Consider the following 15,387-nt stretch of genomic DNA (forward strand, 5'->3'; position numbering starts at 1 on the left):
TATTCAAATGCCTGACATAGGCAAACCATCACTTGACCAGTTTCAGTTGAGTATGTTGATCGCCTTCTTTTACATCCAGTAAATAGATGCCTGGTAAGAAGGGCGATAGTCCCTCTATTCTTAATATGTTATCCCCCTTAATCACCGCAGCAGGCTGTTGACGAAGCGTTCTGCCTTGCAGATCAGTAATACGCAGTATCACTTGCCCGTTCCGGTTGGCAGTATACCACAACTGTACTGCGTCAGTGAACGGATTCGTGGCACGCAGCATACCTCCGGGAATAGCAGTGGGCAACAATTTGGCTTCGCGGCCACCAGCATTACCAATAAGCACGGTATAATCTTCCACTTCTCCCTGGTAGGTATCTGTACCACAGGCGTTGATATTCTGACCGTAACCGGTACGAACACGCATCAGCAGCGCACCACTTACCGCATTGGTAGGCACTGTAATGTTGGTGCTGAACGGACCGCTGCCGCGTTTGTTATATACCCGCTCTGCCGGGTCCTGGAACACTTTATCGCCGTTCCAGTCTATCCATACGGCAACAGCAATATCCGGCCATGATTCAATATTCAGCAACACCTGTAGAGGATAAGACTGCCCGCGGGATACCCTGGCTACCTTCGTCGTATAATCAGAATAGCTGGTCCACGCAGAAGAATGATTGATGCTGCCGAACTTCACTTGCTTGATATGATTATAGTTCAACGCTGTGGCGGCAGCACAGTAAGCACTGGCCTGGGCAGTCGTATCATTGTTGCCGGGCGTTACAGGTGGCCCGGTTTTGATACTACCTCCTGGCTGCGTATTATACGCATAGTCCATCAGCGTATAAGAAGTGCCGTCAGCAGCTACCCGGAACCGGAACCAACCATAGTACGTTTCTCCCTGGTCGCTGAAACTGAAGCCGGCATAACCGGTCTGTCCTTTCCAGGTAGTATAACTGCTGGTATACAGATCATGCTCATCGGGATAATCTCCGCCGGGCACAAAGTTCGAAGCAGCAGATAACAGCGTATTCGCAGGTAACAAGGTAAGCTGGCGGGTAGTACCATTACTGACCATCGGCTTTTTGTACGTCTCCAATCGCAACGCCCCATTATCAGACCATAGACCATATTCCGCACTAGGTGCGCCTTCCAGTGTAAAGTAACGCCAGTTACTGCCGGCATTAACAGTATAGGTAGCATCGTCTGTGTCTACATACTTGATCTGGTATGGATCGCGGAAAGATATACTGAGTGTTTGTGACGGGTTGCTGACAGTGCCATTGCTGAATGCGGCCGCTAACCATTGCAACGTGATATTGTTGGCATTATCCGCAGCGCTGTGCCTCGAGGCCGTACCGCTGAAAGACAGTCTTGCCGTGTTGTTATTAAGTACTTTGATCTGTACACTTAGCCCCGCAGGTAGATTACTCACCGTATAGTGTACATTGGCACTCATATTACCGCTACCAATGGCAAATGTGTTACCTAGCAGGGAGATCTCTGCAGTATCATTGACCTGCCCGTTGTTGGCCGCACTTTCTCGAAATGCAGTGCCTGACCAGGATAGCAGCGGCGCTGCCACCTCTCCAGCCCGAATACCGGCATCGGGAGCCTCATTGTACGCGTAATCCTTTATCAGCAGTCGTTTGCCGTCAGCGGATACCGACATACGTATCCAACCATAACGCGCCTTGCCATTCATCGTAAACCGGATCCCAGCATATGCGGTCTGACCAGCCCAGCGGGTATAACTACTCGAGTACACATCATGCTCATTAGGATAAGCGCCTCCCGCCACGAAACCGGCGCTCGCATTGATCAGCGTATTGGCCGCCAGTGGTGTGATATTGCGGGTGCCGTTCTCACACACGATCGACTTCTGATAAGCCTCCAGCCTTAATTTACCGTTATCCAGCCAGCCTCCGTAGGCAGCGTCACCAACGCCAAACTCAAAATAGGTCCAGGTATTACCGGTATTGATGTCAATGTCCGGCATGTCCTTATAGACGATACGGTAGGGGGCCAGATAGGTGATACTCAGAGTAGAAGAAGGGTTGAATAGTCCGGTGATACCACCTTGCAGAGCTGGTGCCAGAAAGGTGAGCCGGAGATTGCTGATACTTTGTGCACTGTCATGCAGCGTAGCCTTACCCGTAAAAGACAGGGTGGCTGTACTGTCATTCAGCACCTGCAACTGTAGGGTCAGGCCAGCCGGTACATTTTGTACACTATAATGGGTACCGTTGACAAGCGTCGTGCCGGCGCCGTTAAAGCGCGCGCCGTCAATAGCTTTCAAAGTCGCCGTTCCGGCGATACTGCCGTCATTGGTATCCTGCTCAGAAAAATTCAGCGTAGAAAATATGATCCTCTTGGTAGGTTGCAGGATCAACGTAGCTGCCAGGTTAGCCGGAGACCAGAGATTATTACGTTTGGCCACCGTACTGTTCATCGCCGCCAGCATACGATTCTTTTGACCCAGGGTGAACATCTTGGCGCAAGAGGAATAGTCCATATAGTTTTCCACATTGGCGATGACACCACAGGAATTTGCCTGCAGGTCGCAGCCGCCAAAGTTGGACTTCGTAGGTGGGGTATCATCCACATTGTCGCCGGGCGCCGCACACTCATTGTTAAAAGTATGATCCAAATTGAGGAAGTGTCCTACTTCATGACTGAGCACCCGTTTCATATGAAGCTGCCCGACCTCTGAAGAGCCTACCCCGCTACGACCCAGGTAACGCCAGTTGTATACAATACCATCCAGCTTTTGATTGGCCACCCAGTCATCCGGCAGATAAGACCAGCCCGAGTTATTGAAGACACCTTTCGTCTCTACCTCGCTGACGATCCAGATGTTCAGGTATTTGTCGCCGGGCCAGTAAGAGAGGCTTTTGACAGCCCTGCCCGTACCATCAGGTGCACGCCCATCCAGGTCATTCTGATGATAGGTAATGCCGTTGGTAGGATTACCGCCGGGATCAATATCAGCCAGTCTGAACTGGATACCAATGTTAGCCGCAATGGGCTTAAAACGTGGGTCTATACCGGCGAAATCTGTATTTAATGCATTATAATCTTCGTTCAATATGTCTATGGCTGATCGGATCTGCTCCGCAGTGACCTTATACGGATTCACCGGGTCGTTAACGTGAAACACAACCGGTATAATGTAAGGGCCAGGAGCGGCTTCGCGATTGTTGATACCTTGTTGTACAAAAGAGCGGGTGAATGCTTCCAGTTTACCGGCCGCTTGACGTGACGCCGGATGTTGGCGATAGAGAGCCTGCATGGCCTTATCTGTACCGCAGTGTGCAGGTAATGCCGCCGGCGCCTGCTGCGCCATCGCGGTATTGGGTAAGTAGCCGGCAAAGCATAGCGCCAGCAGCCACTTACAGCTATTGTGTAATGGTCGTTTCATAACATAGATAGATTTGAATATACGGGGTGAAAGAGGCACAAGCGCTTGTGCACTCAGCTGTTGGTAGCTATAGCAATGAGTATGTGACTTTAAACGTAAAATAAAAGATAACGGGCCTCCGGGACGGAGATCAGTGTTGTATCTGCTGCTGGTTGTTGGTTCGTCGTGTCGATGTTCTTATCTGCAATTATTTTGATGGATCGTCGTGCCCGGAAACCCGGATTAAATAGACATTGGTTGAAACAGGTATTTTCGGTTTATTATTTCATAACGGAATGGCTGTACGCTGGTACGGCGCCGGTGCGCAGCGTAAAACACGGGTTATGGGACCGGCTTTATCTGTCATACATTAAAGTTACATTGCTTATGTCCCGGTCAATGATCGTTAATTAATCATTTCTTTACCAAAATTAACTGTCAACATAAATGATGATACCCCCAAATAATTAGATACTGAACTGTCTACCATTTATACTGAAATTAGTACCATTCCCCAAGGCCCATGCAGCTGGATATTTGCAGTAACAAAAATATATCGCAATGAACCTGCAAAACAAGATTGCTCTTATTACCGGCGCCAGCCGGGGACTGGGAAAAGATATGGCCCTCACTATGGCCGCACATGGTGCAGATATCATCATCACTTATCAGCATAAAGCTACCGAAGCAGAAGCAGTAGCCGCGGCCATCATCGCTACCGGCAGACAAGCGCTCGCCTTACAACTGGATGTCGCAGACACCACTGCTTTTCCACATTTTACGACTCAGATAAAGACCGCTTTACAGCAATACTGGAAAAGAGATCACTTCGACATACTCGTGAATAACGCCGGTATAGATGCAGCTGCACCTTTTGTAAGTACTACCGAAGAAAACTTCGACCGCCTTTTCCAGGTGCACTTTAAGGGTGCTTTTTTCCTCACACAACAACTACTGCCGCTGATCGCTGAACACGGCCGCATCATAAATGTATCCTCCGGCCTGACCCGCTTTTCCACTCCGGGCTATATCGCCTACGCATCCATGAAGGGGGCCATAGAAGTATTTACCCGCTACCTCGCCAAAGAGCTGGGACACAGAGGGATCACCGTAAATGCCATCGCACCGGGCGCTATCGATACCGACTTCCTGAATGCCGCAACAGCCGCCCACCCCGAACTGAAAAACTACCTGGCCACACAAACGGCCCTGGGCAGACTGGGCGTACCGGAAGATATCGGCGGCGTAGTCGCCATGCTATGTAGTGAAGAAGGACGCTGGATCACCGCGCAGCGATTAGAAGCCTCGGGTGGTATGTTCCTGTAAGCTTAATATTACGCTCGTTTCCCGGTAGCGGCAGCATAGCAGCTACCGGGAACATGATCCTGCCAAGACCGCGAGGCATGCCTCCGCCCGCCAAAAAGGACACTTTTTCCGGCATAATGGCTGTTTGCACAAAAGGAAAGCCCGTAGCTTCGCAGCGGTAAAAGTGAACCCTTGCGGGAAAAACCTTTATTTTGCAATTAACAGGATCTACCATGCAACAGTCTGCTCTCAAGATACAAGATGCAATGGCCTTGTATAAAACGGCCCCCACAGAATACGTATATGAAGATACCTCTTCCAACGAATTCCTGGTCGCAGACAACAGTGACAGCAAACGGCAAGGAGAACCTATCCGCGCAGATCACTATGGTATTATCCTATGTCTCAAAGGTAACTGCAGGAAGACCGTAGATCATCATACCTTCGACGTTGCCCCACAGACTATACACTTGGTAGCACCCCGCCAGCTGGCAGCCTATGATCACGGCAGTACCAACCTGCAGCTGAAAATGATATTTTTCAAACGTTCCTTCCTCGACAGCCTCAAAATACCCGATGCCCTGATAGATCAACTGCTCCATATGCCGGCAGAATACCCGCCAATCTATAAACTGGAAAAGGCAGACTACACAGATATCTTGCAACTCGTACAGGACATCGAAAAAGAAAGCAAAGGCCAGCGGCAATGGAACATGCAGATCGTACGCCTGCGGATGGTAGAACTCCTGTTCCGTATGCACCGCAGCTGCGAAGACTGCGCACAGGGCCGCGTCCGGTCATCTAACCGCAGTATTCAGCTGGTACAGGACTTCCGGAAAATGATAGACCTGCATTACCGCGAACTGAAGCAGGTAGAAGATTATGCACGACTACTACACGTCAGTGCCAAACATCTCAGTGAAACCATCAAACAGGAAACCGGAGACACCGCATTGACACACATCCATCAGCGTATTCTCCTCGAAGCCCAGTTCCTCCTTAATTACTCTGCTTTCAGCATCAAAGAGATCACCGACTATCTCGGCTACGATTCCCTCTCACACTTTGGCCGCTTCTTCAAACAGAAAAAAGGCCTTGGACCCAAAGAATACCGCGCATCCGGTAATATTTGACATTTCTTCCGGTATTTTGGATTGATCAGGCTTTACAGGGAGGATAACTTTGTAACATCAAAAACAAAACAAGATGATACATAGCGAATACCCTTTCGAAGTACCCGCGCTGACATACGCATTTGATGCGCTGGAACCTGCCATAGACAAAACAACCATGGAAATACATCATGATAAACATCATGGAGCTTATGTTACTAACCTGAATAACGCAGTGAAAGGTTCAGCGCTGGAAAAAGTGAACCTGGGCGCCCTGCTGACCAATGTCTCCAAACATAGCGCCGCCGTACGTAACAACGCCGGCGGACACTACAATCACTCCCTCTTCTGGACCTTACTCTCTCCAAAACCTGCTGCATTGACAGATGGACCGCTCAAAGATGCCATACAACAACGCTGGGGAACGGTGGATACCTTTATCGAAACATTCAATAAAGAAGCCCTGCAACGCTTTGGGTCCGGTTGGGTATGGCTCATTGTAAAATTCAATGGCGAACTGGAGATCGTATCCACTCCCAACCAGGACAACCCGCTGATGGATGTATTACAGGCTGGCCGTGGTACACCCGTAATAGGACTGGATGTATGGGAACATGCCTATTACCTGCATTATCAGAACAAACGCGCCGATTATGTAAGCGCCTTCTGGAAAGTACTGGACTGGAAGGTAGTCAACGATCTCTACACCAAAACCAAACAATAATTACATATGGATAACATACGGAACAGGATAGCTGAATCTGGTATTATTGTTGTTGATCTGCTGCAATACAGACCGGACGAAAGAGAGATGGATGTCGTCGACATAGCCCCCTGGCTACAGCAAGGATTATTATTCAAAGAAAAGGATTTCAGGGCAGCCGTAGCAACAGTAGACTGGTCAGCCTATTCAGATCGCTATGTGACCATATGTTGCTCTACGGATGCAATCGTTCCTTATTGGGCTTTTGCATTCGTAGCCGTTCACCTGCAACCCTATGCTGCCGCCATCGGTATGGGCAGCCTGGACCAATGGATACGTCACCTCTGGCTGCAACAATTGGATAAGGCGGCTTTTTCGGCATTCGGCCAACAAAAGATAGTATTAAAAGCAAGGAATGAAGTTCCCCCGGAAATATATGTGAAAGCGGCTACGTTGCTGAATGAGCATGTGGCATCACTGATGTATGGAGAGGCCGGTTCCCCGATTATATTACATAAGCGAACGACTAAGTGAAATGAAAGTATTGATATTTAACGGCGCCAATGACAGACATCCCAATTCCAGCGGAACTGCACTGGCAAAATTGCTGGAAGAAAAGATAGACGCTACCGGTGCGGCAGTAAGTACCTACCACTTACATGAAGGACATATTCCCTTTTTCGATATGCACCTGTCACAGGTCCCTTTCTCCGTAGAGGTAATGGCAGCAGCATTTCAACAGGCAGATGTACACATATGGCTCACACCGCTATACCATGGCGGCATGGCAGGGGCTATGAAGAATTGCCTGGACTGGCTGGAAGTAACCAGTAAAGGCATACTGCCTTATCTCACCGGCAAGACAATAGGGCTGGTTTGCTGGGCAGATGGCCTCCATGCCTTGCAGGGGATCAATGCTATGGACGCTGTAGCCAAGTCCCTGCGCGCCTGGGTATTACCCTATACGCTACCCCTGGCAAAACAACAGCTGTTTATAGACCCCGCCAAGAGTAGCCTGCAGGATATCACCAGTCAACGGTTTGATAAAATGATCAGCTTACTCCTGCAGACCGACAGAGCTACGGTAACGGATATATTATAATGCGACCACCTGCTTGTGCCCTCTCTTCGACCGGCTATGCAGCTTACGATACCAGAGTAATCCGCCTGTTATAGACAACAGACCAGGTAATAATCCAAAAAATACATACAATAGTTTGATAAGCGTGTCGCCATAGTTACCGGTATGCAAAGGATGCACCATGCCCTCCAATAGTTGCCCCCAGCTGCGCTCCTCCAGCCTGGAAATATTTTTGATCCGGCCGGTCATAACATCCGTAGTGACCGTGTTACCAGCTTTTGCAAATATCCGTGGTTGCCCCGGTAGCGAACCGCTTACCCGGAATGGTTTGCCAGGCTGTACCGGCAGGTATACTGACACCGGATGCAGACCGGGGATAGCCTGCAGCGAGCGGGCATATAACACATCCAGCGACTGATGCAACACTTGGGGAGCAGGGGCAGCCACCTGTTTACGTTGCCAGGTAGCTGCGTCGAACCCGAACAGGTTCATCCAGAAGCCTGTAAAAAACAGGATCATATTGGGCAGCAGGCTCCAAACCCCTACGATACGATGCAAACCTGAACTAAAGGTCCGCCAGTTCTTACGCGATAGCTTCACCCGGAAAGTGAATACCTGCCAGCAATGTTTCCGGTAAATAATGATACCGGTCATACACGACACCAACATAGCGATACCCATCAGTGCAGTAAGCAGGATACCTGGCATGCCCCACTGAAAACAGAAGTGGAACTGGTAGATCCAGTACACCAGGCCGGTAGCCAGCTCCCGGTAGCTGCCTTCCCGGATCACCCGGCCTGTATAAGGGTTTATACTGGTTAATCCGAGGTCGTACGTATGCACATTACCGTCATTGCCATATAAGCGGAATTCTGCTGCAAGGTCCTTTTCACCGGGATTAGTCCAGGCGATACCTTCCAGCTGCGTATGCCGGGAGGTGATGATCCTGTACAGACTGTCCAGCGGTAGCCGCTGCTGATGTGGGGCGGCTGTTATCGCCAGCCGTTCCCGGTTGGCGTAATGATCGATCTCGGGCATAAATACCAGGATTGACCCGCTGATGCCCAGCAGCAGCAGCAGCAACCCCGTTGCCAATCCGGTAATGCTATGTATGGTGAAAAACCATCGGTTGAGTTTCATAATGGTCGTTGCTAAAGAGATACGTTAATGCCGGCACGCACCTGGAAAGGCTGGCCGATTGCTGCTGTCGCCGTATTGGAAAAACCTCCGGTAAAGTAGCGGCGATTGGTGATGTTATCGGCGTTCACCTGTATGCCTATTTTCCTGATCGTATAACCCAGTGCCATATCCCAGATCATATAGGCCGGCAATACAAACTGCGGTTTGCTGATAATACCTACCTGCTCACTCACATAACGGGTGCCCCCGCTGATATGCCATCCTTTTAACTTTCCCTCCGGCAGGCGATACGTGAGCCAGCAATTGGCCATGTGCTGTGGGGCATTGTTGAAACGCGCCCCTTTTTTACCCAGCTCACTGTCAGATATCAGCGTATGGTCATTGAAGGCATAACCAGCCACAATGTCCCATTGCCGGTATTGCCCTTGTAGTGTAAGCTCTGCTCCCCGGCTACGGCTGCCTTCCAGGGCTATCTGCCGGTTGGGATTGTCTGCCGCAGGTGCCGGCGCCAGTATGTTACGATAGTTGATCTGGTACAACGCAGCAGTCAAGGAGAGCTGCGGCAACAGATCGGTCTTATATCCCAGCTCATATTGTACCGCTTTCCTGGGCGGGAAAGGCCCTCCGTTGCGGGTATTGTTGGAGTTCTGTGGGGTAAAGGACTGGGAATAACTACCGTATACAGACATATTTTCCTGTAACCGGTATACCAACCCGGCGCGGGGAATAAATGCATCCGCATCAGAGCGGTTACCCTGCGTAGCATCTTTAGCAGATAACGGTGTCTGCCGCAGACGATAGTTATCATAACGAAGCCCCAGGTTAACGATCAGCTTTTTAGTGATCGAGATCTCATCCGATACATAGAACCCCAGCAGCTGTATCGCCTGTTTGTTATCATCGAAATAATCATAGTTATAGGTAGCTGGCTGATCCTTGCTATAGTCCGGATGATAGATATTGATGGTCGGCGCCTTGGCATACCGGTAGTCGTTTTTTAACCAGCCGTAGTTATTGTAGTCTATACCGAAGAGTATACTATGTTGCATACGAGCCAGGCGTGTCTTGTAATGCAGGAATGCCGTCGTCTGCCAGCTGTATTGCTCATATAGCCAGTCCTGGAATCCTCGCTCTACAGAATCTTTGGTTACTGCCTTCAGGGGGATATGATCCGTATAGTCAAAAGAGTTCCGTACATACCTTTCCATAATGGTCAGCTGTAAACGTGGATGAAAGGTATGTGTAAAGGTGAGCGTGGCAGAACGGTTATGCAACTTGCCATAGTCGGTAGGACTTTGCGGCGTCAGGTGTGCGGGTACTGATTGGAAATCGAAGCTGCCGTCAGGTAATGACAATACATATGCGCCACGATCGTATTGTTGTACGGCTCTCGCATAATTGTAATTAATAGCAGCTTTAATAGTAGTACGTGCAGTGGGCTGCCAGCTGATAGTAGGGGCCAGCAGGATATTTTGCTGGAACTGGTAATCACGAAAACTATGACTTTGGTCATACCCGGCAACAAACCGGTATAACAGGTTCTTACGTTTGTTCAGCGGACCGGTGGCATCTGCCATCAGCCTCACCTGATCATATCGCCCGTAGGTAGCAGACAATTGCGTCTGTTGTGTAGATAAAGGCTGTTTGGTCACCATATTGATCACTCCTCCGGGCATTGCCTCGCTATATAGTACGGAAGCGGGACCTTTTAGTACCTCTACCCGTTCTATATTGTATAATAGCGGTTGCTGGCTCCAGAGGAACAGGTTACCGCGGATACCGTCGAACAGCAGGTAGCTGCTGCCAAAAGGATAATAACCGGTAAACCCCCGCATGGAAAACGCCCCCATGCCATTATTGGCTTTCACGCCGGTCATTACGTTGGATAGATCATTCAATGTAATAGATTGCCTGTCTTGTAAGAGCTGCTGTGGAATAGGCTGTATACTCTGCGGTGTGGCAATTTGTAAAGTCTGGACACGACTCCCTGTATTGGAGTAGCGGGTATGGTAGTGATTCCCTTTGTCTCCCGCCACCACGACTTCCGATAGCTCTTTTACCGTAAGACTGTCTGGGGCTTGCGCGTGCAGTAAGGTCATAGGCAAAAGACTGCCTATGATCATATATATGAACTTCATGTACGAAATACAGTTTGGATAATAAGGAGGATAAAACAGCAGTATGGCGAACAGCAGTAATGCTGCTGCAGGCAAATACCGGACATACTGATAACAATAAAAAGGCAGGATCAGCAGCAGGGGGGCTGGAAGGGAGCGCGCAGATGCCCTCCGGGCAGCGCGGTAAGATACCAGGATGACTGTCTATAAGAGGGCTGACCCGGCGACGCAGGCAATGCTATGATAGCAGTATCTCCCATCAGGTCAGGTGTTTGCTTTTCTTTGACGCCACCGGAATTGGTGCGTTCTTTCTGGTCGTCCTGCTGTAACTGTTTCCGGAGATGACATTTACCATTACAATGCATAGCCGGCTTATCACGGTTTTCGCAGAGTACCCGCGCAATGAAGGGCTGGTTCAACTCATATTCCCATAGGGAAAACACACTACGAAATGGCTGTAGCAGTACCCCGGCGATAATAATGAATATGACAATCCCCCTCATAAAGGCGTAAAGGTAAGATAACACCTGGATAAGTTCATGATCGGAGCCGAAAAATGAAACAGCAGCCCTGAAAAGTGAAACTGCTGATCAATTCCAATTTTCTCACACATCCGGCACTGAATGAGCGAACATGTACTTATCAAGCAAAAAAATATTTGCTGTAGCAAGGGTAAAAGCAATTTTGCCAGGTATCTATGTTAATTATAGGCAGTAACCAAAATCATGCATCATTTTACCGCTATCATTACTTGTAGACTGACGGGTATGAAATAAAGGCGATAGGCTGTGCCCTTATAATATACTTATAAGACAAGATATGTTAGCCAGGCAGGCCGCTATAGAACCGGCTGTATGGGACCAGAATACAAAGTAACGTATATAACCAAAATTTGAATTGCTTCACCAATTTTTCACCACTACAACTATTGTAGTTAAAAAAGTTACAATCAAAATTATGTATGAGAACAATCAAGAAAGAATTATTGTCATGAAATCCGCATGCCTAAGAGCGATATCCCTGTATATTAAATAAAACAGCATTACCGCTATCATGTTTTAACCGATTTTTTGCGCTTGGACAGGCGCAAGGGGGACTCTTTGTCCGTAATGTCTATATCCTGCACTATTAAAATTCATCAAATGAATGAATCAGTTTGCTACAGAAAGAAGTATGTATTGAAATGGCTGCCATTACTATTGGCAATTATCAGCTGCTGTATACAACCGGCTATTGCGCAGCAACAGGAGACCATCACCGTTGCGGGTAAAGTACGCATACGTACACGTGATGCAAAGGAAGAAACCGTACCAGGCATCAGCGTTGTCGAAAAGGGTACAAAGAACGGAACTGTCACTGGTGTTACAGGTGAATTCAGTATCCGGGTAAAGAACAATGCGACCCTGGTCATTACCATGGTAGGATATAAAACCAGGGAAGTACCGGTCACTGGCGCAACTTCGTCGTTCAGCCTCTTGTTGGACGAGGATATTAGCGGATTGAAAGAAGTGGTAGTAACCGGCTTCCAGCAGATAGACAAGACCAAGTTTGCCGGTGCAGCTGTGAAGCTGAAAGCAGATGATATCAAAATGGACGGTATTGCCGATGTAAGCCGTATGCTGGAAGGGCGTGCGGCCGGCGTATCTGTACAGAACGTATCCGGTACTTTCGGTTCGGCACCTAAACTGCGTATCCGTGGTGCCACTTCCCTCACCGGTACTAACCGCCCGCTGTGGGTAGTAGATGGGATCGTACTCGAAGATGTGATCGATGTCACCAACGAACAGCTGTCCAGCGGTGATGCCGCCACTTTGCTGGCTTCCTCTGTAGCCGGCCTCAATACCAATGATATTGCCGATATCTATGTATTGAAAGATGCAGCTGCTACCTCCCTCTATGGCGCCCGTGCCATGAACGGAGTAGTGGTGATCAATACCAAAAAAGGCCGTAGCGGTAAACTGCAGATCAACTATGCCGGTACTTTCAGCTCGCAGTTACGTCCCTCTTACAACAACTTTAACATCATGAACTCTGACGAACAGATGTCAGTGTTCTCCGAGATATATCGTAAAGGCTATTTTAACCTGGGCCGCATCGGCAACGAATCCGATAAAGGTGTATTTGGGAAAATGTATGATATGATGCAGCAGGTAGATCCCGCTACCGGCAAATTTACATTGGAAAATACACCGGAAGCGAGACGCGCCTACCTGGAACGTTATGCCAGGGCCAATACGGACTGGTTCCGCTTGTTGTTTAACAACTCGTTTATCCAGGAACATACTATCAGCTTATCCGGTGGTACGGATAAAATGCAGTCTTACTTTTCTGCCAGCTTCCTGAACGACAACGGGTGGACCATCGCGGACAAAGTAAGTCGCTACACCTTTAATGCCCAGACCAACTATAATATCTCCAGCAAACTATCCGCCGGCTTCATTGCCAGCGGTTCGGTGCGTAAACAGCAGGCTCCAGGTAGCCTTAACCGCACTGCCGACGCCGTATACGGTCGTATGAGCCGCGATTTCGATATTAACCCGTATAACTTTTCCCTCAGCACCAGCAGGGCCATGACGGCGTATGACCAGAATGGCAACCTGGAATATTTCACCCGCAACTTTGCACCGTTCAATATCATCAACGAGCTGCAGAATAACCGGGTAGACTTATCCGTAGTGGATGTGAAACTGCAGGGTAACCTGGGATACAGCATCACCAAACACCTGCGTTACGACTTCCTGGGCGCTATCCGCTATGCGAAGACCACGCAGGAAGATATCGTCAATGAAAACTCCAACCGTGCTAATGCATACCGTGCCAACTACAATGCAACCATCGCCAGGGCCAACAGGTTCCTCTATGAGAACCCTGACTTCCCGAACGATCTGCCACGTGTAGTGATGCCTTCCGGTGGTTTCTACAATCGTAACGAAAACTCACTGACCAACTACGACTTCCGTAACAACATTACCTATACCCAGAGTTTTGGTAAACATGACCTGAACGTACTGGTAGGACAGCAGGTACGTTACGCCGACAGGCAAAATGCTTTCAATACCGGTTATGGATACCAGTATGACTATGGTGGTATTCCGATCGTTGACTACCGTATTGTTAAACAAAATGTGGAAAAAGGACTGCAATACTACGGTATGAATCGCCTGTATGACCGCTTCGTAGGCTTTTATACTACGGTGGACTATACCTTCAACAAGAAGTACAACTTCAAGGGAGCTGTACGTTATGATGGTTCCAATCAGCTGGGTAAATCACCTACCGCAAGATGGCTGCCCACCTGGAGTGTGAGTGGTGCGTGGAATGTTGACCAGGAGCCGTTCATGAAGGATATAAAAAGTATCAGCTTCCTGAAACTGAGAGGTAGCTATGGCCTCACTGCGGCTATGGGACGTGCTTCCAACTCCTCCATCGAATTACGGACTGTAAATACCGTTCGCCGTTTCAGTGATGAGATCGAATCCGGTATCGTGATCCGTAACCTGGAAAACGCCGACCTTACCTGGGAAAAGAACTATGCCGCCAACCTCGGCGTGGATGCGTCCTTCTTCGACAGTCGTCTGAATGTGACTTTGGATGTGTACAACAAAAAAGGCTTCGATCTGATCGCGGATATCCGGCTGGCGGGTATAGGTGGGGAAACACAGAAGACCGCCAACTATGCCGATCTTAAGTCATCCGGTTTTGAAGTAACTGTAGGTGGAGAGATCGTACGCAAGAAAATATGGGGATGGTCTTCCAATGTCACCATGGGATACAATAAGAACAGGATCACCAACGCCAAGAACACCCCTATCATCTTCAATCAGGTTAGGGCAGAAGGAGGCAACCAGGAAGGATACCCGGTTAATTCCCTGTTCTCGCTCGACTTCAAAGGACTGGAGCCTAATACCGGCGTTCCTTTGTTCGTAAATGAAGGCGGAGAAGTAGGCCGCGACGTCAACCTGCAGGACCGCGAGACCAAATATCTGAAATATGAAGGTCCGGTAGATCCTACCGTAACCGGTGGCTGGGCTAACAACTTCCGTTATAAGGCATTTACGCTGAATGTGTTGTTTACCTTCCAGGCAGGTAATAAGATCCGCTTGAACCCGGTGTTCAAACCTACTTATTCCGACCTGGATGCATTACCGAAAGAATTCATTGACAGATGGACCCTGCCTGGGGATGAGCAGAAAACCAATGTACCGTCTATTATCGATGCACTGAACTATAACCGTATCGGTAGTGCTTATCCTTATAATAACTACAACTATTCTTCTGCCCGTGTCGCAGATGGTGGTTTTGTGCGACTGAAAAATATCGCGCTTACCTACGCACTGCCTGCAGCTATTATTGCCCGTACAGGATTGAATAATCTTTCGCTGACGGCTTCCGCCAGCAATATCTGGTTGTTGTACGCAGATAAAAAATTGAAAGGACAGGACCCTGAATTCTATAATGCGGGTGGCGTGGCGCAGCCATTACAACGCCAGGTGGCAGTAGCGCTGAAAATCGGATTATAACATTAAAAGAGAATACGA

At 48.9% G+C, this 15,387-nt stretch carries 10 protein-coding genes; 6 read left to right on the forward strand and 4 right to left on the reverse strand.

Annotation, left to right across the window (positions count from 1 at the left end; translation table 11 throughout):
• Positions 1-28 precede the first annotated feature (28 nt).
• Positions 29-3,412, reverse strand: coding sequence for a M43 family zinc metalloprotease (locus KTO58_RS05095; RefSeq protein ID WP_095840426.1), 3,384 nt, complete (start codon positions 3,410-3,412; stop codon positions 29-31).
• Between the two features lie 540 nt (positions 3,413-3,952).
• Between KTO58_RS05095 and KTO58_RS05100 the strand changes: the two genes are divergently transcribed.
• From KTO58_RS05100 to KTO58_RS05120, 5 genes are all read left to right on the forward strand, one after another.
• Positions 3,953-4,717 carry an SDR family NAD(P)-dependent oxidoreductase gene (locus KTO58_RS05100; protein ID WP_198315017.1) on the forward strand — a complete coding sequence of 255 codons (765 nt, stop codon included), beginning with the start codon at positions 3,953-3,955 and terminating at the stop codon, positions 4,715-4,717.
• A 191-nt stretch (positions 4,718-4,908) separates the two neighbouring features.
• Complete coding sequence (locus KTO58_RS05105) at positions 4,909-5,829, forward strand: helix-turn-helix domain-containing protein (protein ID WP_157753177.1); 921 nt, start codon at positions 4,909-4,911, stop codon at positions 5,827-5,829.
• A gap of 73 nt (positions 5,830-5,902) precedes the next feature.
• Positions 5,903-6,532, forward strand: coding sequence for a superoxide dismutase (locus tag KTO58_RS05110; RefSeq protein WP_095840424.1), 630 nt, complete (start codon positions 5,903-5,905; stop codon positions 6,530-6,532).
• Between the two features lie 6 nt (positions 6,533-6,538).
• Positions 6,539-7,045, forward strand: coding sequence for a DUF2480 family protein (locus tag KTO58_RS05115; protein WP_095840423.1), 507 nt, complete (start codon positions 6,539-6,541; stop codon positions 7,043-7,045).
• A gap of 1 nt (position 7,046) precedes the next feature.
• On the forward strand, positions 7,047-7,613 hold the full coding sequence (locus KTO58_RS05120) for an NADPH-dependent FMN reductase (protein WP_095840422.1): 567 nt from the start codon (positions 7,047-7,049) through the stop codon (positions 7,611-7,613).
• Here KTO58_RS05120 and KTO58_RS05125 read toward each other — a convergent pair.
• The 3 genes from KTO58_RS05125 to KTO58_RS05135 form a co-directional block, all read right to left on the reverse strand.
• Positions 7,608-8,732, reverse strand: coding sequence for a PepSY-associated TM helix domain-containing protein (locus tag KTO58_RS05125; RefSeq protein WP_095840421.1), 1,125 nt, complete (start codon positions 8,730-8,732; stop codon positions 7,608-7,610). The two genes, KTO58_RS05120 and KTO58_RS05125, sit on opposite strands and share 6 nt — an antisense overlap.
• An 11-nt stretch (positions 8,733-8,743) precedes the next feature.
• Positions 8,744-10,870, reverse strand: a complete 2,127-nt coding sequence (locus tag KTO58_RS05130) for a TonB-dependent siderophore receptor (RefSeq protein WP_225860065.1) — start codon at positions 10,868-10,870, stop codon at positions 8,744-8,746.
• Positions 10,871-10,980: 110 nt separating this feature from the next.
• Positions 10,981-11,352 carry a hypothetical protein gene (locus KTO58_RS05135; RefSeq protein WP_095840420.1) on the reverse strand — a complete coding sequence of 124 codons (372 nt, stop codon included), beginning with the start codon at positions 11,350-11,352 and terminating at the stop codon, positions 10,981-10,983.
• A 639-nt stretch (positions 11,353-11,991) separates the two neighbouring features.
• Here KTO58_RS05135 and KTO58_RS05140 point away from each other — a divergent pair.
• Positions 11,992-15,369, forward strand: a complete 3,378-nt coding sequence (locus KTO58_RS05140; RefSeq protein ID WP_095840419.1) for a SusC/RagA family TonB-linked outer membrane protein — start codon at positions 11,992-11,994, stop codon at positions 15,367-15,369.
• Positions 15,370-15,387: the final 18 nt, after the last annotated feature.

It is taken from the genome of Chitinophaga pendula (assembly GCF_020386615.1).
Classification (GTDB): Bacteria; Bacteroidota; Bacteroidia; order Chitinophagales; family Chitinophagaceae; genus Chitinophaga; species Chitinophaga pendula.

What these genes read in the sequence shown, in the direction of transcription:
- KTO58_RS05095 (WP_095840426.1), bottom strand. Translation starts at nt 3,412, where the DNA reads ATGAAACGACCATTACACAATAGCTGTAAGTGGCTGCTGGCGCTATGC.
- KTO58_RS05100 (WP_198315017.1), top strand. Translation starts at nt 3,953, where the DNA reads ATGAACCTGCAAAACAAGATTGCTCTTATTACCGGCGCCAGCCGGGGA.
- KTO58_RS05110 (WP_095840424.1), top strand. Translation starts at nt 5,903, where the DNA reads ATGATACATAGCGAATACCCTTTCGAAGTACCCGCGCTGACATACGCA.
- KTO58_RS05115 (WP_095840423.1), top strand. Translation starts at nt 6,539, where the DNA reads ATGGATAACATACGGAACAGGATAGCTGAATCTGGTATTATTGTTGTT.
- KTO58_RS05120 (WP_095840422.1), top strand. Translation starts at nt 7,047, where the DNA reads ATGAAAGTATTGATATTTAACGGCGCCAATGACAGACATCCCAATTCC.
- KTO58_RS05125 (WP_095840421.1), bottom strand. Translation starts at nt 8,732, where the DNA reads ATGAAACTCAACCGATGGTTTTTCACCATACATAGCATTACCGGATTG.
- KTO58_RS05130 (WP_225860065.1), bottom strand. Translation starts at nt 10,870, where the DNA reads ATGAAGTTCATATATATGATCATAGGCAGTCTTTTGCCTATGACCTTA.
- KTO58_RS05135 (WP_095840420.1), bottom strand. Translation starts at nt 11,352, where the DNA reads ATGAGGGGGATTGTCATATTCATTATTATCGCCGGGGTACTGCTACAG.
- KTO58_RS05140 (WP_095840419.1), top strand. Translation starts at nt 11,992, where the DNA reads ATGAATGAATCAGTTTGCTACAGAAAGAAGTATGTATTGAAATGGCTG.